The sequence below is a fragment of the Pseudoalteromonas sp. MSK9-3 genome, from assembly GCF_003590335.1.
GTDB lineage: Bacteria > Pseudomonadota > Gammaproteobacteria > Enterobacterales > Alteromonadaceae > Pseudoalteromonas.
Map to the genome: position 1 here is coordinate 1 of NZ_MIET01000007.1, position 25990 is coordinate 25990.

At 40.2% G+C, this 25990-nt stretch carries 23 protein-coding genes; 10 read left to right on the forward strand and 13 right to left on the reverse strand.

What is annotated here, in order from left to right; all coding sequences use genetic code 11:
* Positions 1-242 precede the first annotated feature (242 nt).
* The 3 genes from BGP78_RS01350 to BGP78_RS01360 form a co-directional block, all read right to left on the reverse strand.
* Positions 243-2924, reverse strand: coding sequence for a 7TM diverse intracellular signaling domain-containing protein (locus tag BGP78_RS01350; RefSeq protein ID WP_119859721.1), 2682 nt, complete (start codon positions 2922-2924; stop codon positions 243-245).
* A gap of 90 nt (positions 2925-3014) precedes the next feature.
* Positions 3015-5261 carry a TonB-dependent receptor gene (locus tag BGP78_RS01355; RefSeq protein ID WP_119859722.1) on the reverse strand — a complete coding sequence of 749 codons (2247 nt, stop codon included), beginning with the start codon at positions 5259-5261 and terminating at the stop codon, positions 3015-3017.
* Positions 5262-5790: 529 nt separating this feature from the next.
* A complete protein-coding gene (locus BGP78_RS01360) occupies positions 5791-6690 on the reverse strand; it encodes a LysR family transcriptional regulator (protein WP_119859723.1) in 900 nt (299 codons plus the stop codon).
* 154 nt (positions 6691-6844) lie between these two features.
* On the opposite strand from BGP78_RS01360, the gene BGP78_RS01365 reads away from it, so the two are divergent.
* On the forward strand, positions 6845-7372 hold the full coding sequence (locus BGP78_RS01365) for an NADPH-dependent FMN reductase (protein ID WP_119859724.1): 528 nt from the start codon (positions 6845-6847) through the stop codon (positions 7370-7372).
* 389 nt (positions 7373-7761) lie between these two features.
* Positions 7762-9744: a methyl-accepting chemotaxis protein gene (locus tag BGP78_RS01370; protein ID WP_119859725.1), complete on the forward strand. Its 1983-nt coding sequence runs from the start codon at positions 7762-7764 to the stop codon at positions 9742-9744.
* 78 nt (positions 9745-9822) lie between these two features.
* Here the strand turns inward: BGP78_RS01370 and arsJ are convergent, their stop codons facing one another.
* From arsJ to BGP78_RS01385, 3 genes are read right to left on the reverse strand one after another with little or no spacing between them, the layout of a single operon-like run.
* The gene (gene arsJ / locus BGP78_RS01375; protein ID WP_119859726.1) at positions 9823-11019 is read right to left on the reverse strand and encodes an organoarsenical effux MFS transporter ArsJ; all 1197 of its coding nucleotides are present in this window, start codon (positions 11017-11019) and stop codon (positions 9823-9825) included.
* 8 nt (positions 11020-11027) lie between these two features.
* On the reverse strand, positions 11028-12035 hold the full coding sequence (locus BGP78_RS01380; protein WP_119859727.1) for an ArsJ-associated glyceraldehyde-3-phosphate dehydrogenase: 1008 nt from the start codon (positions 12033-12035) through the stop codon (positions 11028-11030).
* Positions 12025-12402, reverse strand: a complete 378-nt coding sequence (locus tag BGP78_RS01385; RefSeq protein WP_119859728.1) for a metalloregulator ArsR/SmtB family transcription factor — start codon at positions 12400-12402, stop codon at positions 12025-12027. Before BGP78_RS01385 ends, BGP78_RS01380 begins: the two co-directional genes overlap by 11 nt.
* A 176-nt stretch (positions 12403-12578) precedes the next feature.
* Here BGP78_RS01385 and BGP78_RS01390 point away from each other — a divergent pair, with 176 nt between their 5' ends.
* The 3 genes from BGP78_RS01390 to BGP78_RS01400 all read left to right on the forward strand — a co-directional run bounded on the left by BGP78_RS01390 (position 12579) and on the right by BGP78_RS01400 (position 16774).
* Positions 12579-12761, forward strand: a complete 183-nt coding sequence (locus BGP78_RS01390) for a hypothetical protein (protein WP_119859729.1) — start codon at positions 12579-12581, stop codon at positions 12759-12761.
* A 146-nt stretch (positions 12762-12907) separates the two neighbouring features.
* Positions 12908-14257, forward strand: a complete 1350-nt coding sequence (gene astB / locus BGP78_RS01395; protein WP_119859730.1) for an N-succinylarginine dihydrolase — start codon at positions 12908-12910, stop codon at positions 14255-14257.
* A gap of 156 nt (positions 14258-14413) precedes the next feature.
* Entirely contained in the window at positions 14414-16774 is a 2361-nt protein-coding gene (locus BGP78_RS01400; RefSeq protein WP_259386079.1) for a hypothetical protein, read from the forward strand.
* A gap of 168 nt (positions 16775-16942) precedes the next feature.
* On the opposite strand, the gene BGP78_RS01405 is transcribed toward BGP78_RS01400, so the two are convergent.
* Both BGP78_RS01405 and BGP78_RS01410 read right to left on the reverse strand, forming a co-directional pair.
* Positions 16943-17467 carry a cupin domain-containing protein gene (locus BGP78_RS01405; RefSeq protein ID WP_119859731.1) on the reverse strand — a complete coding sequence of 175 codons (525 nt, stop codon included), beginning with the start codon at positions 17465-17467 and terminating at the stop codon, positions 16943-16945.
* A 10-nt stretch (positions 17468-17477) separates the two neighbouring features.
* Positions 17478-17981 (reverse strand): DUF2938 domain-containing protein, encoded by a 504-nt coding sequence (locus BGP78_RS01410; RefSeq protein WP_259386081.1) that lies wholly within the window; start codon positions 17979-17981, stop codon positions 17478-17480.
* A gap of 125 nt (positions 17982-18106) precedes the next feature.
* Here BGP78_RS01410 and BGP78_RS01415 point away from each other — a divergent pair, with 125 nt between their 5' ends.
* Positions 18107-18523: a helix-turn-helix domain-containing protein gene (locus BGP78_RS01415; protein ID WP_119859732.1), complete on the forward strand. Its 417-nt coding sequence runs from the start codon at positions 18107-18109 to the stop codon at positions 18521-18523.
* A 343-nt stretch (positions 18524-18866) separates the two neighbouring features.
* Here the strand turns inward: BGP78_RS01415 and BGP78_RS01420 are convergent, their stop codons facing one another.
* The 3 genes from BGP78_RS01420 to BGP78_RS01430 form a co-directional block, all read right to left on the reverse strand.
* Complete coding sequence (locus BGP78_RS01420; RefSeq protein WP_119859733.1) at positions 18867-19385, reverse strand: hypothetical protein; 519 nt, start codon at positions 19383-19385, stop codon at positions 18867-18869.
* 91 nt (positions 19386-19476) lie between these two features.
* A complete protein-coding gene (locus BGP78_RS01425; protein WP_119859734.1) occupies positions 19477-20139 on the reverse strand; it encodes a DUF2987 domain-containing protein in 663 nt (220 codons plus the stop codon).
* Complete coding sequence (locus BGP78_RS01430; RefSeq protein ID WP_119859735.1) at positions 20129-20950, reverse strand: glucosaminidase domain-containing protein; 822 nt, start codon at positions 20948-20950, stop codon at positions 20129-20131. Before BGP78_RS01430 ends, BGP78_RS01425 begins: the two co-directional genes overlap by 11 nt.
* 226 nt (positions 20951-21176) lie before the next feature.
* On the opposite strand from BGP78_RS01430, the gene BGP78_RS01435 reads away from it, so the two are divergent.
* Positions 21177-22466: an anti-phage deoxyguanosine triphosphatase gene (locus BGP78_RS01435; RefSeq protein ID WP_119859736.1), complete on the forward strand. Its 1290-nt coding sequence runs from the start codon at positions 21177-21179 to the stop codon at positions 22464-22466.
* A gap of 72 nt (positions 22467-22538) precedes the next feature.
* Here BGP78_RS01435 and BGP78_RS01440 read toward each other — a convergent pair whose 3' ends face one another.
* The gene (locus BGP78_RS01440; protein ID WP_249348509.1) at positions 22539-22973 is read right to left on the reverse strand and encodes an exonuclease III; all 435 of its coding nucleotides are present in this window, start codon (positions 22971-22973) and stop codon (positions 22539-22541) included.
* A 262-nt stretch (positions 22974-23235) separates the two neighbouring features.
* On the opposite strand from BGP78_RS01440, the gene xthA reads away from it, so the two are divergent.
* The 3 genes from xthA to rlmA are packed head-to-tail and all read left to right on the forward strand — an operon-like array spanning position 23236 to position 25484.
* Entirely contained in the window at positions 23236-24045 is an 810-nt protein-coding gene (xthA, locus tag BGP78_RS01445; RefSeq protein WP_119859738.1) for an exodeoxyribonuclease III, read from the forward strand.
* Between the two features lie 6 nt (positions 24046-24051).
* Positions 24052-24678 (forward strand): energy-coupling factor ABC transporter permease, encoded by a 627-nt coding sequence (locus BGP78_RS01450; protein WP_119859739.1) that lies wholly within the window; start codon positions 24052-24054, stop codon positions 24676-24678.
* Positions 24675-25484 (forward strand): 23S rRNA (guanine(745)-N(1))-methyltransferase, encoded by an 810-nt coding sequence (gene rlmA / locus BGP78_RS01455; protein WP_119859740.1) that lies wholly within the window; start codon positions 24675-24677, stop codon positions 25482-25484. The genes BGP78_RS01450 and rlmA overlap by 4 nt, the downstream gene beginning before the upstream one ends.
* 59 nt (positions 25485-25543) lie before the next feature.
* Here the strand turns inward: rlmA and yfbV are convergent, their stop codons facing one another.
* Complete coding sequence (gene yfbV / locus BGP78_RS01460) at positions 25544-25990, reverse strand: terminus macrodomain insulation protein YfbV (protein WP_119859741.1); 447 nt, start codon at positions 25988-25990, stop codon at positions 25544-25546.

The window sequence follows — 25990 nt, forward strand, 5'->3', positions numbered from 1 at the left end:
GCCCAATAAATCGAGGTCATGCGGCAGAGAATTTCAGTACATTTAGGCATGTAGGACTGAACCAGTTGAAAAGAGAAAGTACCTTAAAAGCCAGCGTACGACGAAAACAACGTCGCGCTGCGATGGACACTGAATATTTAGATAAGGTGATCAGGGCTTAGCTGTTAACAGAATATTCACGCTCTCGCCCTGCAATTATATCCGGTACATACCTATTCACGCTTTAACTATGATTTATTATATCAACCCGCTTTATCGCATTCAGCTTGTGATATCGCATGCTCCATCGCGGTAATTAAAGCCCTTATTTTACGTTCAATATTGTCTATGTCATCTGTTTTCAAACAAACATCTATATCTGCAGACAATTGATGAATGTCTTCACAATCAAACATCCCTGCCGTACCTTTTATGGCATGTATTGATTTTGATAACCCATCTAGATCTTGATATTTTATCTGGTTTTGTAATTGCACCTTTTGCTCATATAAGCCACTGATATATTGCTGCTTTAAAGCTTCAAATTCTTCATCAGGTAAATCTAACTCATCATCAACCGCAATATTTAAATAGTGACTAACTTTTTGGTTGAACTGTGCTCTATCAATTGGCTTTGACAAATGATCGGTAAAACCGAGCTTCATATAGCGCTCAATTTCATGGCGCATCGTATTGGCGGTTAATGCGATCACTGGTGTGCTGCACCCCGTTGCTTGAATAAAGTTCAGTGCTTGCTCACCATCCATCACGGGCATCTGAATATCCATTAAAATTAAGTCATATTCGTTATCTAACACCGCTTGCACAGCCAACTGACCATTTTCCACTGTAGTCACGTTCAACCCCATACGCTCTAAAATACGCTTGATCAACCGACTATTATCACTATGATCTTCTGCTAACAATATATCGCCATTGAGTTCATCCTGTGTGTGAAGGGGCTGCTCTTGCGCTATTTGGCTTTGATTAACTTGCTCGAAACTCGTTAACCAACGGGTTTTCTCAGTCGTAAATAAACCTAACTTTAAGGTAAATGCGGTACCAGAACCCACCTCACTTTCAACATCAATATCACCGTCAAGTTTACGTGCTAAGCTTTTAGAAATATTAAGCCCAAGTCCAGTGCCTCCGTACTTCCTTGATGTCGAGGAATCAGCTTGGTAAAATGCGCTAAATAACTCTTTTTGTTCATCTTTTGCCATTCCAATGCCCGTATCTTTTACACAGATAAGTAATTTTTCATCTACACACCTTACTTCAATAGAAATCTTACCGACTGTTGTAAATTTCATGGCATTTGAAGTAAGATTCAGCAATATCTGTCTAAGGCGTGTCGGGTCAATCACCACATAGTCAGGTAATGGAAAATGGTAATTCAACTCAAACTCAAGTCCTTTGTCTCGAATTTGTTTACCCAGTAATGACTCAACATGTGCGATTGACTGGAATAAATTGGCCTCTATTAATTCAATTTCTAACCGGTTGGCCTCTATTTTAGACATATCTAAAATATCATTAATAAGGCCCAGTACATGTCGGGAGTTTTGTAAAATAACACTGATCGCATGATTACGTTCATGCGGTTTTATATCCCCTAACATTATGCCATCAGCATAGCCAATGATTGAGGTCATAGGTGTCCTGATCTCATGACTCATATTGGCTAAGAAGCGACTTTTTGCTTCACTTGCATCACGTAATTCAGACGCTAACTGTTCTAGCTCATACGTGCGTTTGAGTACCTTTGATTCAAGGTTTTTATTAAGCTCAATATTCTCTTCACTGGTTAGCCTAAACTTGTCTGCAACCGCAAATGCCAGCAACATCGCATCTAATGCGATACCGGTTAAACCGAGCAAATATAAGTTAAGAGTAGAAGGGGGCAATATTCCTAAGTTGGTTAAATTACCAATCATGTTGGGAACCATCATAGCAACATACGCGAGTACAAAGTATCGCGCTGGCACAAAGCCATCGAGCATGCACCTCACCCCAATGTACATACCTAGACATAACGCAATGCCTGTCATAACGGTTGCCCATAAAAAACCAAAGCCTGGGAACAAAATACAAAAGGGTAGCCCTGTTGCCGATATAACGCCAACCCAAATCGACAAGGTCGCTAAGTTAGGGTGTGTTTCTTTGAGTTTAAGAAGGCTGTTATAAAAGAGCACGTTGGCAATCGGTGCTAGCGCAAAGCCTAACCAATGTAAGTGGGCTGAATAAAATCCAAATAACTGATCTGAAATATGAAAAAAGTGGCTCCAAGCAAAAACCCATACGCCAGTAAAAATAGCGTAATAAAGATGTGTCGTATCTTTAGAGCCAATGTATATCAATAAATTATATAACCCCAAAACAATGCCTACACCAAAACACAGCACCATGACGAGGTTTTCTCTTACCACCAGCTCTTTAAATTCACTGACTGGTTTAATAACAAGCTTTGTCGGCGTATAAAAAAAATCGCTTTCAAACATCGTAATTAAATAATAACTTTCACCAGGCAATAACCTAATAGTATTCCCATAATGAAATGCAAATTCATTTGGGTTCTTACCACCAGTATAATAACGTTGCACCTCACCATCACGATGGTAAACTCTTGTTTCAATACTCGACATCACCGTGTTGTATGGATACAGTACCAATTCTTCTTGCTCAGTGTTATTTTCCAGCTCCATCACTAACCAATAACGCCCTGAAAATAGAGTCGTTGAGGGTAAAATATCAAGCCTGTTAGACCAGTCTTCTATTGTCTTAAATGAGTCAGGGAACCCTGTATTATCTTTTGAAGCGAACAATGCAGCATGATCATGTAAATTAACATCAAGTTTTTTTGTGTCGTACGAAAAAGGCTCGCCAAAACCCGGCAAGGAAATAAACAAACTCAGTATCACGATCAATCTAGTCAATAAATACATATAATGCCTTGAACGATTCAACTCTGTAGGCAAACACTGTACTTTGCTTGCCCACCCATGACACCCTTCAGTAAGTATTGGCTATTACGGTCAAAAACGATAGGTAAAATCAACACCAACCCGTCTTCCCTCACCTTTAAAGTCTTCTAACATGCCCAAAAATTGGCTTAGATCAAACTTCAAATGGCTATACTCTTTATCAAATAAATTTTTAGCCCAAACATTAGCTTGCCAACTTTGTGTCCGGTACTGTGTGTTAAAATGCCATAGTGCATAGCCAGATTGCATTGCATATGGATTTTGGTTTTGGTTTTGGTCGAAGTAATACTCCGATTGATAGTCGACACCTAACGAAGTCACAACATCGGCACCGTCTAGCATGTATTCATAACTTAACTGAGCATTGGCGTTAATTTCAGACGTGAAAGGTAAACGCTTATCTGACAGAGTAACCCCTAGCGGATCTGTATAATTCTCAAACTCGGCATGTGGTATAAATCCTACCCCAACATTAAGCATAACGGCTGCTGTTGCCTGATACTCTATATCAATTTCAGCGCCATAAATTTTTGAAGAAGCAACATTTTCTAGTAATTGGATCGGTGGTAACCCAGGTTCAGATGCAGGTTGATTCATGAACACCTGTTGATCTTGGTAATCATAATGAAACAATGCTCCGTTCATTTTAACGCCCACCTCTGACCAAGTAAGTCTTGTGCCTATTTCATGCGCATTTAATGATTCAGGTCCATAAGCCGCATTCTCTGCCTGTTCAGGGCTAGATAAATAACCACCATTATAACCGCCACTTTTATTGCCATTTGACAAACTATAGTAAATCATTTGATATTCAGAAATGTCATAATTTATTGCCACTTTACCGGATAAACCATCGTCGTCACTTTCACCAACCACGTGATAAAAGGGCATAAGTACACCTTGAGGTTCGCTTTGTTCTAGTACGCTATTTACCATTGATACCGAATCATATTCAACAGATTCATCACTATAGCGTAATCCAGCTGTAATACGCGTTGACGGCAGCCATTGCCACTCGTACTGCGCAAATAATGCAGCAACTTTAGTTTTTATATCATTATCATAAAAAAACATTGCTGATGCAGCACCAAATGGTGTGCCACGTAAGTCTCGACCTAAGTCATTATAATTATCTTGGTAAAGACGCTCTTCTAATAAAAATATACCCGCTGTCAGATAATCTTTTCCTATCTGCGAATGGTACCTAACTTCATTATTAAGTAACTCAGCTTTTAAACCTAAATTACCTTCACATAACTTGGTTGGTGCACCATCACAATTAAAGGCATGCTCTCGGTCTAAGCGGGTGAAAGCGTTTAACCACACCAATTTACTATTATCACTGACATCCCAATTAACTTCTGCAGTCCACCCTTTTCCAATACTGTGATGAGGAGAGTCATTGTTTACGCTCACAGCCCAAAAGTCATCGCTACCATCATTAAAACCAAACCGATCAACACATTTACCTTGAGCAGCGACCTCAGCTGGACACGTCACTAAATTTACAGGGTCACTGTATATTCCTATATTACCCACTGGTTGCACAATGCCATTCCAATGACTGTAGTGAGCCTTAAAATAAAAACTTATGGTATCCCACTCGCCCAAATAACTTAACCGAGCATTATTTTGTTCTAAACCAGCTTCGGGTGATGGTTCATATAAATTGTAACTGGTGTATTCATACTTAGTGTGGCTAAAGGCCACTCTAACCGCTGAATTTGCGTCAACTTCATGATTGTAAGCCCCTTGCAGTTTTTGCCAATCATCTGTACCAATACCACCTGTAACATAACCATAACTCCCCGCATCTGGTCTCGCAGAGCGAATTAATATTGCGCCGCCGGTGCTATTACGTCCAAACAACGTCCCCTGAGGACCCTTTAATACTTCGACCTGCTCAATATCAAATAAATCAACTAACTGATTATTAGCAGAACCCACTGAGGCACCATCGAGGTACATGGCTACAGGAGAGGTATTTGCCGTGTTGTAATCAATTAGCCCAACACCGCGAATATTTATGGCTGGAGGTGTCCCTTCTGCAGCGTTTTGGCTAATCTTCATATTCGCTACAAAATGGCCAAGTTCAGTGGCATCTTTAATGCTTCTTTTCTCCAACTGCAACCCCGTGACATGTGAAACGGCAATACTTATCTCATCAATGGATTGAGCACGTTTTTGAGCGTAAACTTCGATTTTTTCAATAGACTCTTGGGTAGCAAAAGTGTCTTGGCTATAAATACCAACCACAATAGACGATAGGATAAAATTAAAGGCGAGAGATTTTGTCATTTCCATACTCTTATATTGCAAATCATTAAGTTGCTGACCGAGAGTATAGTTCAAATGTCATATCATCCCAAAAATATCAATAGGTACAAATCACATTTATTCTGATGATATAGCTGTGTCATGCATAAGATAATTTTAAGGTCGGCAATTTCAGGAAACCTGCGTTTTAGATACTTATATCACGTATTTTAGTCACACGCCGCCTTTTGACATCAACGTAAGCTCATATCTACATCGCCGCAACCACGGCACGACTCGTTTTAAATTGCTCAGTAATGAGTATCCCCCCTCTACTTTCGAAAACAATACATATTGAAAGTCGCTGTGCTCTGTGATGTCCAACGAGCTTTTTATTCTCCTTCAAATAGTATGCTCTTAATAAATTGTAGAGTGAGCGATAACACTAATTGCAGAATTTAATTTTTGACCTTTTCATTTGTAGTACAAGCTTAGGTACAGTACTTCGTATCGTCACCTAAAACAAAATTAGCCTAAACCAGATATACCATCCATCGAGACGCATACCAAATTAGCTCTTAAATTCATCACTCAACATATCAATAAACCGACGGACTTTCGGCGAAAGATGTTTTTTACTTGGATAAATGACATAAACATTAACCGTTGCTTGGGTATACTCTGCAAAGAGCACTTCTATATCATCACTAGTCAATGCATTCCCCAAATAAAATGCAGGTAACCGGCATACGCCTAGCCCAGCTTTAACCATCGCAAGTTCCATGTGACCGTTATTACATTTAACTCGCTGTTTTACATCAACCGAAAATGCTTTTTCACCACGCTTTTCAAACTCCCAGCGACCTGGCATCTTTAAATTTGAATAACAAATTGCATTGTGGTTAACCAACTCCCGAGGGTGGTGTGGCTTCCCATATTTTGCAATATAACGCTTGGACGCGACGATATAAGTCGGGCAAGAATAGATTCGTTTGCATATTAAGCTCGATTCATCGAGTGCGGGGGCCGCTCGCACCGCTAAATCATACCCATCACCAATCACATCAATACGCTTATCACTCAAGTCTAATTCTAAGCTGACGTTCGGATATTGTTCCATATATTGTGCGATAACCGGCTTTAAATGATCATGACTAAAGCCTATTGGGCAGCTGATCTTTAATGCCCCTTTTGGGATCGAGTCATTATGAGCCACTAAATCAAAAGCGGTTTGAGCATCTGAGACCAACTGCTCACATTGCTGAAAATACGCTTCACCTTCTGGCGTCAATGCAACTGAGCGCGTCGTACGATTTAAAAGTCTCACCGCTAAGCGCGATTCAAGCTTAATAACCTCTTTACTTACGTGTGAATTAGAATGCCCTAATGCTTTAGCCGCTGCACCAAAGCCCCCACGCTTAACCACTTCAACAAAAATAAGGATCCCATCAAACAAATCATTATTAGCCATATGGAAAAAGTAACTCCACTTTTAAAGTATTAACATCATATAGAACTTAATATACACTTCTTTTCATCGAGTCAAGCGTAGTCACTATCATTTAAGAATTTCAAAGCAAACCGCACGCTAACGCTCATTATCATAAATATTATTGGAGAACACCATGAAAGTATTAGCATTTGCAGCAAGCAGCAGCCGTCAGTCAATTAACAAGCAATTGGCAATCCATGTCGCATCAAAGATAGATAACGCAGAAGTTGAATTACTTGACCTCAACGATTACGAAATGCCTATTTACAGCTCAGATAGAGAAAATGAATCAGGGATCCCTGAACAAGCACAACGATTTTTTGCAAAAATAACAGAAGCGGATGCCATCGTTATTTCTTTCGCGGAGCATAATGGGACATATACTGCAGCTTATAAGAATATCTTCGATTGGGCGTCTCGTATTGACATGAAGGTCTATCAAGACAAAGCCGCTATTTTGCTTGCAACATCACCAGGCCCTGGTGGAGCAAAAAGTGTGTTAAGTGCGGCTACGAGCTCGGCACCTTATTTTGCTTTGAATGTAAAAGCCTCAATATCAGTACCAAGTTTCTATGACAATTTCGATATGCAATCAGAGCAAATCACTCACTCTGAAATTATTGACCAGATCAACACGGCGATAAGCGGGTTAGTAGCATAGTCAATCGAGTGTAATCGTAATACCGCTATCAACAACAATGATTAGGGAGCTTCTCCTCCCTAATCAAAAAAACATGAGTACAAAATAGCCTAGTTAAATAAAGATTACTAAAAAGTTAATTAATGAAAGACTGGTAACTATACAACCCATTTAAGAAAGATTAATATCACTAAATATTAAAATTATTGAAATATAATATTACATTCTATTATCAGCAAACAATAAAAACACATTACTCCAAGCTATAAAAAACACCCATTATAATTAGTATTTTAGTATTAATTAACCCTTTTTCATTGACACTCGTTTACAAATATACGCTGATAACCATTCTCATTCGTTGACGTATCGTGTACATTGCGCCGCTGTTAATAATGAGTGGAGTATGTATGCTAATTAAAACCCGGTTACTATTATCTTTTATGTTAATTGGTCTGGTGCCAGCAGGAATAATCGCGCTATTTTCCTTACTAACGGCAAGCTCTGCTCTAGAAAAGCAAGCATATAACCAACTCACCTCGATTAAACAAATAAAACACACACAATTGACGGATTACTTTAACGCACGTCAAGCAGATTTAGAGATCTTAGTCTCCGAGTGGCAAGCCGCGCACGCTAAAAAAGCAAATCAATCTCTCAAGCAAACAGCGCAGCAACATCACAGCTTTTTTAAAACGTTTATAGAACAAAAAGGCTACTACGATTTATTTGTCATAAACCCAAATGGCTTTGTAGATTACACCGTGGCCAAGGAACCTGATTATCAAACGAGTTTGGTGTCAGGCCCATACCGAAACTCTGGACTAGCAATACTTTACAACAGTGTACTTATTAAGCGCAGCTTTGTACTTCAAGATTTTAGTCGCTACGCACCGAGTAATAATGAACCAGCTGCTTTTATTGGTTTGCCTGTTATTGTCAATGGTAAAATTGAAACAATAATCGCGCTACAGCTGTCTATCGATGCAATCAATCGAATTATGCAAACTCGAGATGGAATGGGTGAGTCGGGTGAATCATATTTAGTGGGTGATGACTTATTAATGCGCTCAGACTCATACCTTGATCCAACAGGCCATTCTGTTATTGCAAGCTTTGCTGGCAACGTTGAGCAAAACGGCGTAAATACCGTCGCAGTAAAAAAAGGCTTGCAGGGCATTTCTGATACTGAGATTATTATCGATTACAATGGTAACCCTGTACTCTCAGCATACCTCCCCTTCACTTTTTCAAACCTAAAATGGGTTTTGCTCGCAGAAATTGATGAATCAGAAGCCTTTGCCCCCGTATATAAAATGTATTGGGCGATTGGTTTAATTGTCATTATCACGTTAATTGGCGTCGCTGCCATCACCATTATGATCGCAAAGTCAATCATACGCCCGCTTGGCGGAGAGCCAAGCACAATGCAATCAATAAGCGAACGCATAGCACAAGGTGATCTTCGTCAAACCTTTGACCATGTGGACTCGCAGCAAGGTGTTTATGGTGCCATGGCACGAATGAATCAATCATTAAATAGTATGATTGGCACTATTGTTGAATCTACCTCGCAATTAGCGAGTACCGCAGCGCAAACCAGTGCTGCCAGCAGTCAATCTAATGCCAGTTTGCAAGAGCAACACGCAAATATCGAGCAAGTCGCATTTGCAATGGAGCAAACCAATCAGTCTATCGAAGAAGTTGCCACTAATGCACGTGTGGTGGCTGATTTAAGTCATAGTGCTGAGCAAACCTCTAGTTCAGCCAATGAAAACCTGCAAGCAACCGTTATTCAAATGCAAAAGCTGGGTACTGCCATCGATAATGCAGAGGCGGTGATCAAACGTGTTGAAGGTAATGCACAAAATATTAGCCGCGTATTAGAGGTTATTCAAACTGTGACCGAACAAACCAATCTACTGGCGTTAAATGCGGCGATAGAAGCAGCACGCGCAGGCGAACATGGTCGAGGCTTTGCGGTTGTTGCTGATGAAGTTCGACAGCTTGCTAGAAAGACCCAAGAGTCAACGGCTGACATTGAAGGAATGATCAATAACTTACAGTCAGGTACACATCAAGCTGTTGAAGAAATGCACCTTTCTATTGAAGCGACCAAACTGACCATTAATGCTGCAAACGACAGTGCAACGTTACTTGAAGATAGCGTGCAACAAATCAATCAAATTGCACAAAGCGCTGAAATGATTGCCACTGCAGCTCATCAACAAACCATGACCACAGATGAGATCAAGCATAACGTTGAGTCAATTAAACAAGCAGCTGTTGATAACGCAGCAGGCGCAGATCAAGTCTCTTCCGCGAGCTATGAATTAGATAGACTAAGCAAGGACCTTAAAAACGTGACTGAAAGCTTTAAACTCGCTAATTAATTCCCCCTCAAATAAAACGCCAGTTCACTCACTGGCGTTTTAAAAGCTAAGTTATATTAACGTTTTACAGTACATCCCTTATAGCTTTTTGGTGATCATCAAAGCTAAAGCCAGCAATATACTCGATACCACTAAGCAAGCTTCTAACCCATAACTTTGATAAATTAAGCCTGAAAATACCGTGCCAAATAATCGGCCCATAGCGTTAGCCATATAGTAAAATCCAACATCTAACGATACGCCATCGCTGTCTGCAAGTTTGACAATTAAATAACTGTGTAAAGACGAGTTAATCGCAAACAAAGCACCAAACACCAAAAGCCCAATAACAACAATAGCGAGTGGAGCAACATCCAACACCAAACCTGCCGCTATCAACAAAGGCACCAAAGTTAATGGCGTAGCCCAAACCACGGCAGCTCGGTTGCTTTGCTGAATATTAGTCGCTTTACCAGTAATTTTAGGCGCATTCGCTTGCACAATACCATACAAAATGACCCATGTTGCCATAAAGCCGCCTACCCAAGTGTGATCCCAACCAAACTGACTAGACAAGTAAACAGGTAATGCGACAACAAACCATACATCTCGGGACGCAAATAGACACAATCGGGCCGCAGACAGTAAATTAATCGCTCGGCTTTTTGAGAAGATCTCAGAAAACTTGGGTTTATTTTGCTTTTTACCTAGGTCTTGCTTTAACAAACATAAACTCACCAACCAAGTAATACTCAACACACCAGCCATCATCCACAAAGCACCAGAAAAACCAAGCCATGTGAGTAATACCGCCCCCAGAAAAAAGCCAACCCCTTTTAAGGCATTTTTTGAGCCAGTTAACAAAGCAACCCATTTATACAAGGTGCTATCTGCATTTTTGGGGATCAATAATTTAATGGCACTTTTTGCACTCATTTTATTAAGGTCTTTGGCTATTCCAGATAACGCTTGTGCCACCATAACATAAGCAACGGTTAGCCATTGAGGGTCAATGGCCAACATGGCAATGGCGCCGATTTGTAAGAATAGCCCCACATTCATCGTTTTATTCAAACCCAAGCGTGCACCAAGCCAACCACCGAGCAAATTGGTAACAACACCAAACAGTTCATAAAACAAAAATAGCATGGCAATGCTTAGCGGGCTGTATCCTAACTGATGAAAATATAACACCACCAGCATGCGCAGCGCGCCATCAGTCAACGTAAAAGTCCAATAGTTCGCTGTGATCACTAAGTATTGCTTTAGCGCGTGCGATAAATGTGGAACGGGCATAATACGCTCTAACTATTTTGTGCAATAACATAGCGAACAAGGTCGGCGGTACGATTTGCATAACCCCATTCATTGTCATACCACAAGTACATTTTTACTTGGGTATCGTTAATCACCATTGTCGATAATGCATCAACCACACTGCTGCGGGGATCTGTTTTGTAATCAACCGATACTAACGGTCTCGTTTCATATCCTAACACCCCTTGCATATCACCATTTGCAGCGTCTTCCATCCAACTATTGATTTCTTCAGCTGTTGTCGCTCGACTTACTTCAAAAACACAGTCAGTAATAGAAGCATTTGCTAAAGGCACACGTACCGCATGGCCATTGAGTTTACCTTTTAATTCAGGAAATATATGTGTGATTGCAGTCGCAGACCCAGTGGTTGTTGGGATTAAGCTAGCACCACATGCCCTCGCTCGACGTAAGTCTTTGTGAGGCGCATCTAAAATGGTTTGCGTATTGGTTATATCGTGAATGGTGGTCATTGACCCATGAACGATACCAATCTTATCTTGTAACACTTTAACAACTGGTGCCAAACAATTGGTCGTACACGATGCTGCCGTCACTATTGGGTGTACTGATTTATCATATAAATCATGATTTACACCCATAACAACATTCAACACGCCCTCTTCTTTAACTGGCGCAGTCACTACCACATGTTTAACACCTTGTTGCAGATATCCTGATAGCTTTTCTGTGGTTTTAATTTTTCCTGATGCTTCGATGACTAAATCACAGTCAGACCAATTCGTCTCTTCAAGCAGCGTATTTTGTGTCACTGCGACCTGCTGCTCATTAATAATGATGTTTTCGCCTTGCGCTACCGCTTCATGCTCCCAACGCCCATGTACAGAGTCAAAATTCATCAAGTGCGCCAATGTATGTGCGTCACCAGCAGGATCATTAATGCGGGTGATCGAAATATTGGCACTGTTAAATAAAGCGCGCATTGTTAAACGCCCCATACGGCCAAACCCATTAATACCAACTTTAATCGTCATTTTTCTCTCCTAAGTTTTCTGTATCACAGCATGATAAAATACGCTCAGGCCTAGAGCCCATTGTATTCAGTTTGGTCAATGCCGCTAAATAATATGCTTCGTTATCTTTATGTGTCTGCGCCAATGTTACTAATGCCCATTGAGGCAACGCATCGTTTACTCTGTAATACACCCACTGCTTATGTTTTCTATCTAATAACAGTTTTTCTTTACGTAACTGCGCAAGGTGGCGAGACACTTTTGGTTGGCTTTCATTCAGCGCCACCATAAGTTCACACACACATAACTCACCCTCTTGCTGAATGAGTAATAACGCTTTTAAGCGTGTTTCATCCGCTAAGCACTTGAAGAATGTGACAGGATCCATACTGACTCGCTATAGCTTTATAATATATGAAATATCATATATTCGATTTACCGTATATACAAGCGTAAAATGACTCTGACACATTTTGTAATAAAATATTCATTGATAATTATCGATATTTGTATAGGTTAATAATCACCCAAGGAACCTTGGGCAATCAAAATTAAGGAATAGTTATGAAATTAAGCTTGAATAAAAAACAAATAAAAACACTTATTAATGAAAAGTCAGGCCTTAACTTAGATGCAACACCACAAGTAGCAGGCGGTCGTCCTAAAAGTTGGTGGGGGGGCTGTGGCCCGTCTATGGACCGTTTTTGCTATGAAGAGTCTCTTTCCCCACGCTTTTGTGAAGGCTAACTAAGTAAGTCAATAAAGCACTTTTAGAGTGCTTTTTATTTCCCACGCATTAAAGAACATAGAGTAGTCCTCTATCTACTAAATTTGATACTAATCTTTCACCTAAATCGGCATAATAGTACAAAATAGTTCAACAAGGATTTAACATGAGTGAGCAAAGTTCAAGCTTTGAAGTCAACTTTGATGGTTTAGTGGGCCCAACACATAATTACGCGGGGCTATCCTACGGTAATGTCGCATCTCTCAATAATGCCGACGCAATTTCTAATCCCAAAGAAGCAGCACTACAAGGCTTAGTCAAAATGAAAGCCATGAACGATATGGGGTTAAAACAAGGTGTATTCGCTCCTCATGCCCGTCCAGATGTTTCTGCATTACGCCGACTGGGTTTTACAGGCAATGATGTACAAGTGATCAATAAAGCGGCAAAAGAGTCTCCCGTATTATTGAGAACTTGCTATTCAGCGTCAGCCATGTGGACCGCCAATGCTGCAACTGTGTCTCCTTCTCAAGATACCACTGATGGGAAAGTACATTTTACCAGTGCAAACCTAAATAATAAGTTTCACCGTTCATTAGAGCCCAGTACAACCAGTAATTTGCTCAAAGCCATGTTTAATGATGATGAAGCCTTTGCACATCATACTCACCTACCCGACCAACCATTTTTTGGTGACGAAGGCGCAGCAAATCATACTCGTTTATGTGATGAACATGGTGCTAAAGGGTTAGAGGTGTTTGTGTATGGTGCAAGCAGTTTAAATCCACAGATAGTCGGACCAAGTAAATTTCCTGCGAGACAAACATTAGAAGCGAGTGAAGCGGTCGCGCGATTACATAAAATTCCAAATGAGCAGCGTATTTTTGTTCAACAAAACCCTGCCGTAATCGATCAAGGTGTTTTTCATAATGACGTTATTGCCGTGGGTAATGCGAATGTTCTATTTTGCCATGAACAAGCATTTTCAAATCAAGCACATGCATTAACTCAAATACGTCAAGCCTACACCGGTGAAAAATTACATATTGTAGAAGTGCCGACCCATGCGGTCAGTGTGCAAGATGCAGTAACTAGCTACCTGTTCAATAGTCAATTAGTTAGCCTTGCTGATGGCAGTATGATGCTGGTTGCGCCTGAAGAATGTGTTAAAAATCCAAAAGTCGCTGACTATATTGAGTTTATGCTGGGCGCTAATAACCCTATTAATTCAGTGAAGTTCTTTGACCTACGTCAAAGCATGCAAAATGGCGGCGGCCCAGCTTGTTTACGTCTACGTGTAGCGCTCACTCACACAGAACTAAGTAAAGTCAATCAAGCGACATTAATGAGTGAAGAAAAATTTAACACTTTAAACCAATGGGTTGAAAAACATTATCGAGACAAGTTAAGCGATCATGATTTGGCAGACCCACAATTGCTCGTTGAAACTCGCGCGGCGCTTGATGACCTTACTGGCATATTAAATCTGGGGAATGTTTACGAATTTCAAAAGTAGGCACACACTAAAAGACACGTTCTCTTTAAAGGCTACAAAGATTTTGTAGCCTTTAACCACTCTGTACTCATGTATTGCTATCCATATTTAAATTTGTATTCAAAAATATGACATGATAAATTAAATTGCATACAATATACATAAATGGATCTTCTTATGCTGCGTACTTTTATTATACTCAGTACACTACTCTTATCAGCCTGTGCCCAAACAGGTATTACTGTGCCTATTAACAAACAGGCTAATTTACTACAGCCAGTTTCTTATCATGATCAACGCGTCGATATTCAAATCAGTGGCAGAACCTCTAAACTGAACCACATAGACATTGCCTTTTTAGGGAAAACAATTCCCCGCACTTATAGCGACAATAAAATTCATAACAGCAGAGGCTATGACTGGTGGGTAAGTAAACATTTCGCTTTGAAAAGTGATTTACCTGAAGACAAAGTCCGCCTCTATTTAGAGTTGCTAGAAATGTCTTATCCTCATTACGTTGAACTGTTTGGAATGGCACCCAGCAACATCGCTAACCAACGAATAGCTGTCGTATATGGAAGCTCTCGAGAACGGGTGCGAGAAGCAATGTTAGATGATGGTTTTTTAAGAGGTGTACATAAAACAGCGGGCGGAGAGACCATGTTCTACAATCGCGCGGGCTATAACTTTCCAAGTCACCGTGAGCATCATCAAAGGTATATCGTAATACATGAAACTATGCATGCATTTCATATGGCACTCAATGGTCATTCAACTTGGGCACCCAATTGGATCACAGAAGGTCTTGCTGATTCAATTGCCAGTCATGTATATGACCCAGAGACGAAAGAACTCACCGTCATGGTTTTTGATAGAGCGCCAATGAATTACATCACGACTGGCTTAAAGCAATTTAAAGCAGGCTATGCCCCTTCAATTGAGGCAATTAATAATGATCCGGCACTAAAACGAGGCCTCAATTTCTTCGTCATACACTTTTTAATGCAAGATCCAATAAGGCAGCATTACTTCAAACGTTTTCTTGCTAAGCTCATGCACAAAAACCCCCATTCAGGTGATACGCTCCCGACAGCAAATCGATTATTGAAGGAAATATTCCCCAACTGGGAAAAGGTTGAGCGTCAATTTCAAGCGTTTGTAACAAACGTTCGGCCTACATTTCAGATAAAAAGTGGTCCATGGGAACAAAATGGCGGCGCGTATTGGTTACGAAGTGACGACAGCAAAACATTACACGAGCTCACAATCTCCCCTCATAAACAGGCGCATCACGCAGTTTTAGACTTTCCTAGGCCTCAAGCAAGCTCTCTCGTAGATACCACGCTCTCAGAAAATATTGCCATTAAAATTGATTTTGAAAAGTCACACATTCATCGAGGTCAGATAGGTATTGGGCTACGTGCTCATCGCGTATTACACCAAGATGCACAGGAACATGTGATCCCGTTAATGCTTACTGAAGGTCAACGACTTTCCCTTGGCTCAATCGCTTCGACTGCTCCTATTGAGTCACTTGCACTCACATCAGATATAATCGAGGAACTTGCAAAAACTGGTCGTTTGGGTATGACCATTACTCAACAAGACGATAAGTTAATCGTTATTGCTGCAACTAAGAACCACAAACAAACTCTGAACTTTAATTTACCTATGCGTGTTGACCTAAACACTCTATCAATACTTGGCCAAAGCATGAACCACAAGCTAACACCTTATTTATCAAGCCATACTCACACCGTTGTGCACCAAGAAAATAACAATACTGACCCTTGGCGCTATCCTCAGCCAGATCTCATTCTGCGCGCTTTTAATGCATGCGAAAACTATGCGACTATTCTACGTCACTGTCGCTCACAACTCGCTCAGTATATGCAAAAGCTCCCCGACCCAAGCCAACATTTATCAATTACACAAGCAATTCATGACTTGATTTCAAAGTGGCAACCACAAATACCAACCTATGCAGCCCTGACCCTTAATGGGGTAGATATCAATACTTACTACGACGCCCTGCAACCTTACATGACCGTTAATAACACAAGCAACACTGCTGTGAAGATCATGATAAGTCCGCTCTCTTTGTCGAGCAACAAGCACGCAGAAGTCAAAGCGAAAACGACTGCTCATATCAAGCTAGATCCTAAAATGGCAGTAGTTAACTACACTCTACAACTAAATGATTTAGTCGCGGGTGGTCAAATTGACCTGCATGACACATTATTTGATGGCGTGTATTTAAGTGTGTCCAAAAGCGATGGAAGATTGACAGTTGAATTAAGTGGCCCTTATTCAGGACAAACGTCAGGGGAAATTTCTGCCAATTTTATAAGCTACACGCATTCAGGCGCAACTAAGAGCGTATGGCGTAAACCCGTTTCAATAGCCCCTTACGAGCATAAAGTTTGGCGCCCCACAGAACTAAGTTTGCAGCACTATAAAATGGGCATACTTGAAATATCAGCGATCTTAGATGTAGATGGAGAACCTCTCAAGCTGACTAAACGAGTTAGCTTATGAATCTAAAGTCGTTTAAGTAAATACGACCGCCTACACTCAGTCTAGAATCCAGTAACTAGCACATTCATGTGAGTAATATACTTGTATGAATGTGCCACCGCCTATACATAACTGGTCAAGTTGAAAAAAGTGCTCAATTAAACCAATGCCAAATAACATGTTATTAATCTAATCGCTATCTTCGAGATCCAACTTAATATCAGGAAATGGAATAGTTAGATCCTCTATGCCAAACTTTTTCGATAACTGTGAACAAGCTATGTATTCCTTATTGGACGTGCTCGTGTATGGGACAATTAAATGCTCTGTCACACTTTTCCCATCAAGCTTAATCATATTCTCAATACCTGGAGGGGTATAAAATATCATCATTTTCGCTATGTCGTCTGATTCATTACGAAACGCTCTTTTTGTGCCAGGAGGGCACATTACAAACGTGCCTACATTTGCAACAACTCGGCGTTCACCTTCATAAAAAACTACCTTCCCCTCTGTGATTAAAAATGATTCATCTTCATTATGATGAATATGACTTACTCCTCCTTCACCAGGGTTAACGAAGGCTTCCATAATACTAAAGCGGCCTGCTGTCTCTTCACCAGTCAGTATTATTCGATAGGTATTACCCATAGATGAAATTAGCATTCCCATATCATTTGTACGCACGATCATTTGATCCAAGTTGGTATCCATATGCTTTCCTTTAAAATAAAAATGAGTAAACTAAGCCGCCTAGATATAGCCCAACGCCAAAGATACAATGCGTCTGTATACTTCGTATTCGAGCAACATTAGGCAATGGGGTCTTTGCTGCTGCAATGCCTAACCCCATAGCCGGCTGCATAATTAAAAATGGTAGTAACACGGTAAATAAGCCAAATAATATGGATAGATAGATAGTAGGTTCATGAAACCAAAGTTCATCAACAAGGCCGATGAATACAGCTGAAAATATGACGCCAATCAGGTAATGGAGAACCCAACCCAGCATTAACTCTCCTGTCATTTCTTGGCTCATATTAATGTTTTTATGGAAGAACTCTCCTTTTATAGCATGTAACCCCAGCCGCCCTACCAACGCATAATTTAAAGGACGTACACCAAAGACATGCTTTAAAAAAATAGCCCACATATCCATGAAAGCCGTTGCGACCATACCAACAACGACACACGCAATCATATGCTCAAATACACTTTCAACGTTCAATTTTATCTCCTATATAGTCAAATATTGCCATTACATACTCCATTCTAATTATAGGAATATGCCTTGTTTACCCTGTCCTTTGGTTCTATCATGGCACTTAAAGTTAACTTGAAGTCAATAGTCAAATGCAGAAAACATTAGATATTAGTGAAGTCGTCAAACGCTCAGGGCTGCCAGCATCAACTCTGCGCTACTACGAAGATAAAGGGTTAATTAAGTCTATAGGTCGCAATGGACTTAGAAGGGTCTTCAATGAAAAGGTGATTAATATTTTGGCATCAATATCACTGGGTCAATTGGCAGGATTAACGTTAGATGAAATCGGAACAATGATCATTGATAGTAATCGAGTGCAAATAGATCGAAATAAGTTAACAACAAAAGCCAACGAAATCGAACAAACTATTGCACAGCTAAGTGCTGTTCGTGACGGCCTGCGTCATGCCGCTGTTTGTCCTGAAGAAAATCACTTTAACTGCCCTAAATTTTTAAAGCTTTTACATAATGCCAATCAATACACTAAAAAACGAAACAAGTCATAGCTGTCTTTCGCATTCTATGGAGAAGGCTTAAGTCACTTAAATAGAGAGAAATAGAAATTCAGGGGGATACAAATAATGGAGGAGTAATGTAATTAAATTCAGTATTTGGCTTATCTCTACCATTCTGTCATATATAAAAACCACACCCTAACTGTATAGTACAGTGTCGCTATATCGAATAAAATGTGCAATATCTCAGTAAATTGACTTAGCTTTATTCACGCATCTGAAACAGGTATTCGAGACTAATAATCGGCCTAATACTCCATCGTTATAGCAAGTTCCTTTGCGGTTTACTACCTATTAATCAGGTAGTAAACAATTTCATCTGTGCTAGCGTATCCTACCACTTATATAAACGGCACTTCTGTTTTACTTTTACACCATAATTTGCCACGGTGTATGGTCCTACTTTAGCATCTCTGATAGTCTCGAACGTAAAGTTGTCCATTGACACATCTAACGTACCATTTGAATTTAGCGCGTATGTGGTTTGGATTTTACTAGAACCAATCTCAAACATGCTAACAAACTCATTACCAACCAAGAATTGGTCAATAATAATGCCGTTATTCTCATCTATGGCGTAATGCCCTTTTGTTTCATCTATCGTCAATAAATTATAATTTCGGATACTTTGTGACGGTGCGCTACCATAAGTAAGCACCCAAGACACTTCGCCGTTTTCTTGATTGGCAATTTCTAACGACATCGCAAAATTCAAGTAAGCACCGCGTTGCGGGGAGATCAGATCACATTCCCCCTTATATAGCCCAGCCCATCCATCAGGGATTGTTGAAGAGGCGTGAACTGCGCCAGAACTAAATACAATGCTTGAAAGCAATATTGGTAAAATTTTCATATATTGAGGTCCTTATCTAACTAATCGCAAATGATAAGGACCCAATATAGCAACAAAGATAAATTGTTCACAAGTGTTATTACGGTGTAACTTACTTTTCAATCCAAGGCTTTACAGTCACAATGTTTGCCCTATCATTACTCGATAATAATTTCATCGTGCTCTCTTGCCACGTCGAGTCAATTGAGAACTTGCATACCGTATCTTCACACTGTATTTGTTCATGACTAAACGTAACCGGTTTGGAAAACTCAATCACAACGCCTTTTTGCTCCGGTAATAAAAAGTGCATTAATTTACTCACAAAAAAACCTGATAAATCAGCTAGTAGCTCATCAAATTCAGTATGTAGCTGAAACAAATGTGAGGGTGTTAAATGAGATGAGTCAAAATGTTCAGCTTCAATTTGAAACTTCAATTGGCAATTATGTTGTGAGTTTTTAGGCTCTAATACGACCACAGCTTTATCTTTATCTAACTGTTTATCGAAAGGTAACAACAATTTCGCCTGCTCTGTATACGCAAGTGGAGCTTCAGTCTTCTCTGTAATTATCTTCCCAGACGCAATTGTACAAGGCGCTAACGTCGCAATATCCACAACGTAGAAGTTCACTCGAGCAAACTCAAATTCCCCTTTTTCAATGACTTTCAATCGGTCGTAAAAACCATCATAAGACACAACAAATTCTTTTGCTTGCGCAACATGGCTAAATCCAAATGCGAGAAAAAGCGCTGCTAACCAATTAGTCTTCATCAAAATACGCCTTGTTATGTCTGATCATATCATTAAGTTCATTTACGTATGCTTCGCCGCGCTCTGAATAAGCGATTAACCCTGCGGTTAATTGTGTTGCGTCAATAGGCTGCTTATTTGCTCTTAGTTCAGCTCGCTTGGCCCTAAGTCCTGTGTAAGCGTCATGTGTATTAATATTTCTGAAGTAAGACTTTACTGCCGCACGTACTGACTTAAACGCCGCAACTTCATGTTCGGCTTCGTTATCTCGGCGTTTAGGCACCATGCCACACCCTTTTTTGTAACACCATTGGCCAAAAAAGTTCAACCCTATGCGTGCGAACCTAGACGTGCCCCATGCAGATTCATTCGCTGCTTGCATTAACGCCAACTCTTTTGGGATCACATCAACATGTGTCAATGCATTACTTAGACTCGCAACCGAATAGCGCTCCCCTTTTATGCGATAATGGGTATAAATTACATTTAATTTATCTGTTTGTGCAGGGGTCAGTGCTTCACCAAACTGCAACATCATAAGAGCAATCTCTATGCTCGCACGTTGCTGCATAATGTCTTTATTTTCTGCAATAATATGCGGTTTAATAAAGTTGAAAAATTGTTGCTTCTTTTTCGCAGTGCTTTTTATTTCTGAAAACCTCGGCAGAACCACCGTATGTAATGGCTGTTCTACTTTGACGGGAGGTTCTTGAATTACTATCGGACTCTCTTCTTTAGGTTCTATTACGGGCGCTTGCATAAACACAAACGGGTAAGCTAATGCCCACAGTGCCACGACCCAAATCACTAATTTTACTAATTTGACTTGCATGTCTTTCCTCATCATTGAGCGTACCAGCCTCTATCCATAATTTGACTGTAAGTTACTGATATAACTTGCTACCATCAGTATTTGTGTACACTATTACATCATTCTTTCATTTTAAAATAACGGCGTATTATACTTAAAGTAGCAATTAAACGCGAGTTTGTGCACACTCAACTATGTATGAAAATGTACAACCTGCGTTACTATGCCATTTGATCATGGAGTCATTATGCATTCTGCTTGGCAGCAAAGACTATCTGAACAGCAAAAAAATCGGCCAAACGACAACCGTTCTGCATGGCAAGTAGATCGCTCTCGAATCATTCATGCAGCAGCGTTCAGGCGCTTGCAAGCTAAAACTCAAATTATGAGTATAGGCGTCAATGATTTTTATCGTACCCGACTCACTCATTCACTTGAGGTCGCACAAATTGGCAGTGGTGTTTTACGACACCTTCGTATTCAAAACCCCGACTTTACGCACTTTCCTTCCACCAGCTTAATAGAAACGCTTTGTTTGGCGCATGACATTGGCCACCCGCCTTTTGGTCACGGAGGTGAAACGGCCCTAAATTATTTAATGCGAGAATACGGAGGGTTCGAAGGTAATGCACAAACACTCAGAATTGTTTCAAAACTAGAACCTTACAGTAAAGGGTTTGGTATGAACCTAACCCGACGCACTCTGTTGGGGTTTATAAAATACCCCGCCATTATAGATACCTTGTGGTTTAACATTCCCAAACATGATGCAAGCCGACCTTTTATTAAAGCCAAAGACTGGTTACCTGCAAAAGGCGTTTACCGCTGTGATTTAGATGTATTTAATTGGGTGCTATCACCTTTTTCCGAATCTGATAGGCACTTACTGCAAAAAAATAAGCCCTTTGACGGGCATAAACGTAAGACGCAATTTAAATCTTTAGACTGCGCTATCATGGAATTAGCAGATGATATTGCCTATGCAGTGCATGATTTAGAAGACGCCATAGCCACGGACACATTAAGCTTAACTGATTGGCAAAACTATGCGTTGCCGCAATTAAAAGCCGTGCCATCAAAGTGGCTTACAAACAATTTAGACAGCTTAACTACCCGATTATTTTCTTTTGATGAATCTCTCCGTAAAGATGCCATTGGCGAGCTTGTAAACCTATTTATCGTTAATAGTCATTTGGTTGTGCAAAATACGGGGTTTGATTCTCCTCTTCTTAAGTACTGCGTAGAAATTGACGCTGAATATGCGGCGATTTTACAAGTGCTCAAAACCTTTGTGTTTGAACGGTTAATTCGTGAACCAAAAATGCAGCAAATTGAATTCAGTGGGCAAAACTTGCTCATCGACTTATTTGAAGCACTCGCAAGCGACCCAATGCGATTACTCCCTTACACAACACAAGAACTTTATGTGCAAGCCAGCTCTAAAGCCGAACAAATGCGTGTATTAACGGATTATTTAGCGGGCATGACGGACGAGTATGCCAGAAGAACACATAAACGGTTATTTAGCAGTGAATAAATAACAAAAACGCCAAGCAGTCGCTTGGCGTTTTACACAATAACTTTTCCCTCATCAAATTGAGGAAAACAATTAAATGGCAGTATTTGCGAACTGTCTAACAAACTCTCTTACAGGTACATCATTACAACGTAGGCTACGCGCTTTATGGCCATATTTTGAAATACTTGATAAACCATTTTTTGCTGCTTTTATGCATAATTCAGTCGCTGATGTTGACGTCTTAGCATACAGTGCAACTTGTTTGGTACTGGTATTTGTATCATTTGTAAGTTGCTTTGCAATATCACGAATATCTTCGCCATTACATAAGATGCTTTTTGAAAAGCGAGAAATATGAATACCATGTTGTGATGCAGCCAAACGTGCCGCACTCAACCCTTCTTGTGCAGCAACTACGCATACTTTTGATGCCGCAGATGCGTCACCTTGAGTATATTGTACCGGTGTCGCGTTAACTGACAATGTAGCAGAGAGTGCAACAACTAAAGAGATAGATTTAAACATAATATACTCACAAATAATAAATTTGCGCGCATTATATAGCCAAGTGTAAGTTTGTAAATGCTTAAACAAGCCAAAATAGCGCATTTAATAGCCTATTTACATATTACTAAAGTGATCTCTGTGCAACAGTAACAAATGCATACATTTGCCTCATAAACGATCAAATATTAACCTTTATTTTTTATTCCTGACGATATGCCATAAACGTATTTCAGTGGTAGAATATGAGCACCTTAGCGTATAACAATAAATGTTCATAAATATGAAAGTCATTTCTTTTAATATCAATGGTTTGAGAGCAAGATTACATCAGTTGCAGGCAATTATAGATAAACATCAGCCTGATGTTATCGGATTACAAGAAATAAAAGTCCATGATGAAGCATTTCCCATTGAAGATGTTGAAGCCATGGGTTACAACGTGTATTTTCACGGACAAAAAGCCCACTACGGCGTAGCGCTCATGTCTAAAAAGCCAGCTAAGTCTATTCAAAAAGGCTTTGCGACAGACACTGAAGAATCACAAAAACGCATGATCAGCGGCACATTTGAAAACGCGGCAGGTGAAGACGTTGTGATAATGAATGGATACTTCCCGCAAGGTGACAATATTAGTCACGAAACAAAGTTCCCTTATAAGCGTCAATTTTACGCTGACTTAATGACGCATCTGCAAGCGCACTGCGACCCTAAACAGCACCTGATCGTTATGGGTGATATTAATATCTCTCCAACCGATTTGGACATTGGTATTGGTGAGCCAAACAAAAAGCGCTGGCTAAAAACAGGTAAGTGTTCTTTTCAGCCAGAAGAGAGACAATGGTTAGCCACATTACTTGATTGGGGTCTAAAAGACACCTTCAGAACCCTCACGCCTGATGCAACCGACCTGTACTCGTGGTTTGACTACCGCTCGAAGGGTTTTGTAGACAACAGGGGCCTAAGAATTGACGTTATTCTAGCCACAGAGTCTCTCTTACCCCGTTGTACCATTAGTGCAATAGACTATGAGTTACGAGGTATTGAAAAGCCATCTGATCATGCGCCTATTTGGGCTGATTTCAACGGCTAAGCAACCATGTTTGAAGCGTTTATCGCAGGCATACTGCTACTGCTTACTTTCAATAAAGCAGAGTGTTACGCCCTATTCACAAGCCCTGCTCGCCAAAGTGGGGTTTTTGCTTGCTCGTTGGTTTTAGCGCTGCTTTGGCAAATCAAAGCTGGGATATTACCCTATCTCAATATTCATATATTGGGGGTAACAGCCATCACATTGGTGATGGGTTGGCGATTAGCCAGTCTTTGTGCGTTGCTCAGTACCAGCCTACTTTGGTATTTTACACCACTGTCGGCCAGCGAGTTTGCTCCTTTTTTACTGTTAACAGCTCTGGTTCCTATCTATTTAAGCTATGGGTTATTTGTACTGTGTTACAATTTCTTACCTAGGCACTTTTTTGTTTATATTTTTGTATGCGCATTTATATGTGCAGGGCTCGTAGGCGCAGCAAAAATTATACTCAACACTGGCTACTTCTGGTGGTCAGGTGTCTACCCATGGCAAACATTGTACGACAATTATTTGTTTTACTCTGTGCTCATATGGTTTCCAGAAGCAATGCTTAACGGCATGGCCATAACCTTACTAATTACATACCGCCCTGAGTGGGTAAAAACTTTTTATGATCGGGAATATTTAGATAAATGACCTTGATGTATCGCTGTCCATTATGTGACGAACCTTTGCTTCTCAATAACAAAAGCTTACAGTGTAAAAATCGCCACCAATTTGATTTTGCTAAAGAAGGTTATGTTAATTTATTACCTGTACAAAATAAAAACTCGAAACAACCCGGTGATAATTTAGAAATGGTACAAGCACGTCGTGCTTTTTTTGCAACAGAGCATTATGCGTTTCTAAGAGATGCTATTGCTGAGCGCATAACTACAACTGAGCCATCATCCGTCATTGATTTAGGGTGTGGAGAAGGCTTTTATACACAAGCTTTTGCTAAACAACTGCCCGATGAGACACAAGTTTATGGGGTCGATATTTCTAAGTCTGCCGTAAAGTATGCCGCAAAGCGCTATAAAAATGTCAATTTTAGCGTCGCGTCAATTAAACAGGCCCCCTTTGAAAACCAGACAGCTGACGTATTAGTTAGTATCTTTGCTCCCGTATTTGCCGACGAGCTTCACAGATTATGTCATGAAAATGGCACAGTGATCATTGTTAGCCCAGGGCCGACACATTTATTTGAACTAAAAGCGCGTATTTACGATGAAGTGAATTTGCATGAACCCGTAACGTGTCCAGAAGGATTTGAGCTCAAAAAGCAAACCCATCTTGAGCAATGTCAGTCTCTTCCAACCAGTGTGATTGAACACCTTATAATGATGACGCCGTTTGCATGGAAGTTTAAAGCTTCTCATTATCAAGACTTAAACCAAGCCCCCGAGCACATGGTTACGCTGTCATTTTATATCAGTGAGTTTGTGCCAAATAAAGTGTAACTAAACGCAATAATTAAGACTAATAGGCTGTTAAAACAGCCTATTTGATCAATCTTCACCTAAAACTGCTCTTTGGTGAAAGCTTTATCCATTTTGTTAAACATGTCAGTGAGCAATTTCGCCAATTGTCTATAATTCGGCTTCCTAGATGCCAGCGGCGTATCATATCCATTAGCAACCATTTTATGGTACAGATCGTTATACCAAGAATTCAAAGACGGGTTTAACGACGTATCTGCGCGCTTACCTAGCCATAAAAGCCCTTGAACTGGCAGAGATAAAAAGAATAAAGCAATTGCTATTGCTTGTGGTAAATATTCCATACCTAACTGACTGGTCTGAAAAAACACAGTAAAAATGGCCAGCATCGGCATAACAGTCAAGCCAAACTCTGTGGCTTTTATCACTCTAAACTCGGCAAACATCGGGGCGAGTTCTTTTCGCATAGGCCATTCTTTGGCGTATTGGCGTCCAAGCTGCACTTGTGAAATAAGACTTTTTTGCAT

Coding starts and splice junctions, on each gene's coding strand:
- BGP78_RS01350 (WP_119859721.1), bottom strand. CDS start 2,924: ATGTATTTATTGACTAGATTGATCGTGATACTGAGTTTGTTTATTTCC.
- BGP78_RS01355 (WP_119859722.1), bottom strand. CDS start 5,261: ATGACAAAATCTCTCGCCTTTAATTTTATCCTATCGTCTATTGTGGTT.
- BGP78_RS01360 (WP_119859723.1), bottom strand. CDS start 6,690: ATGGCTAATAATGATTTGTTTGATGGGATCCTTATTTTTGTTGAAGTG.
- BGP78_RS01365 (WP_119859724.1), top strand. CDS start 6,845: ATGAAAGTATTAGCATTTGCAGCAAGCAGCAGCCGTCAGTCAATTAAC.
- BGP78_RS01370 (WP_119859725.1), top strand. CDS start 7,762: ATGCTAATTAAAACCCGGTTACTATTATCTTTTATGTTAATTGGTCTG.
- arsJ (WP_119859726.1), bottom strand. CDS start 11,019: ATGCCCGTTCCACATTTATCGCACGCGCTAAAGCAATACTTAGTGATC.
- BGP78_RS01380 (WP_119859727.1), bottom strand. CDS start 12,035: ATGACGATTAAAGTTGGTATTAATGGGTTTGGCCGTATGGGGCGTTTA.
- BGP78_RS01385 (WP_119859728.1), bottom strand. CDS start 12,402: ATGGATCCTGTCACATTCTTCAAGTGCTTAGCGGATGAAACACGCTTA.
- BGP78_RS01390 (WP_119859729.1), top strand. CDS start 12,579: ATGAAATTAAGCTTGAATAAAAAACAAATAAAAACACTTATTAATGAA.
- astB (WP_119859730.1), top strand. CDS start 12,908: ATGAGTGAGCAAAGTTCAAGCTTTGAAGTCAACTTTGATGGTTTAGTG.
- BGP78_RS01400 (WP_259386079.1), top strand. CDS start 14,414: ATGCTGCGTACTTTTATTATACTCAGTACACTACTCTTATCAGCCTGT.
- BGP78_RS01405 (WP_119859731.1), bottom strand. CDS start 17,467: ATGGATACCAACTTGGATCAAATGATCGTGCGTACAAATGATATGGGA.
- BGP78_RS01415 (WP_119859732.1), top strand. CDS start 18,107: ATGCAGAAAACATTAGATATTAGTGAAGTCGTCAAACGCTCAGGGCTG.
- BGP78_RS01420 (WP_119859733.1), bottom strand. CDS start 19,385: ATGAAAATTTTACCAATATTGCTTTCAAGCATTGTATTTAGTTCTGGC.
- BGP78_RS01425 (WP_119859734.1), bottom strand. CDS start 20,139: ATGAAGACTAATTGGTTAGCAGCGCTTTTTCTCGCATTTGGATTTAGC.
- BGP78_RS01430 (WP_119859735.1), bottom strand. CDS start 20,950: ATGCAAGTCAAATTAGTAAAATTAGTGATTTGGGTCGTGGCACTGTGG.
- BGP78_RS01435 (WP_119859736.1), top strand. CDS start 21,177: ATGCATTCTGCTTGGCAGCAAAGACTATCTGAACAGCAAAAAAATCGG.
- BGP78_RS01440 (WP_249348509.1), bottom strand. CDS start 22,973: ATGTTTAAATCTATCTCTTTAGTTGTTGCACTCTCTGCTACATTGTCA.
- xthA (WP_119859738.1), top strand. CDS start 23,236: ATGAAAGTCATTTCTTTTAATATCAATGGTTTGAGAGCAAGATTACAT.
- BGP78_RS01450 (WP_119859739.1), top strand. CDS start 24,052: ATGTTTGAAGCGTTTATCGCAGGCATACTGCTACTGCTTACTTTCAAT.
- rlmA (WP_119859740.1), top strand. CDS start 24,675: ATGACCTTGATGTATCGCTGTCCATTATGTGACGAACCTTTGCTTCTC.
- yfbV (WP_119859741.1), bottom strand. CDS start 25,990: ATGCAAAAAAGTCTTATTTCACAAGTGCAGCTTGGACGCCAATACGCC.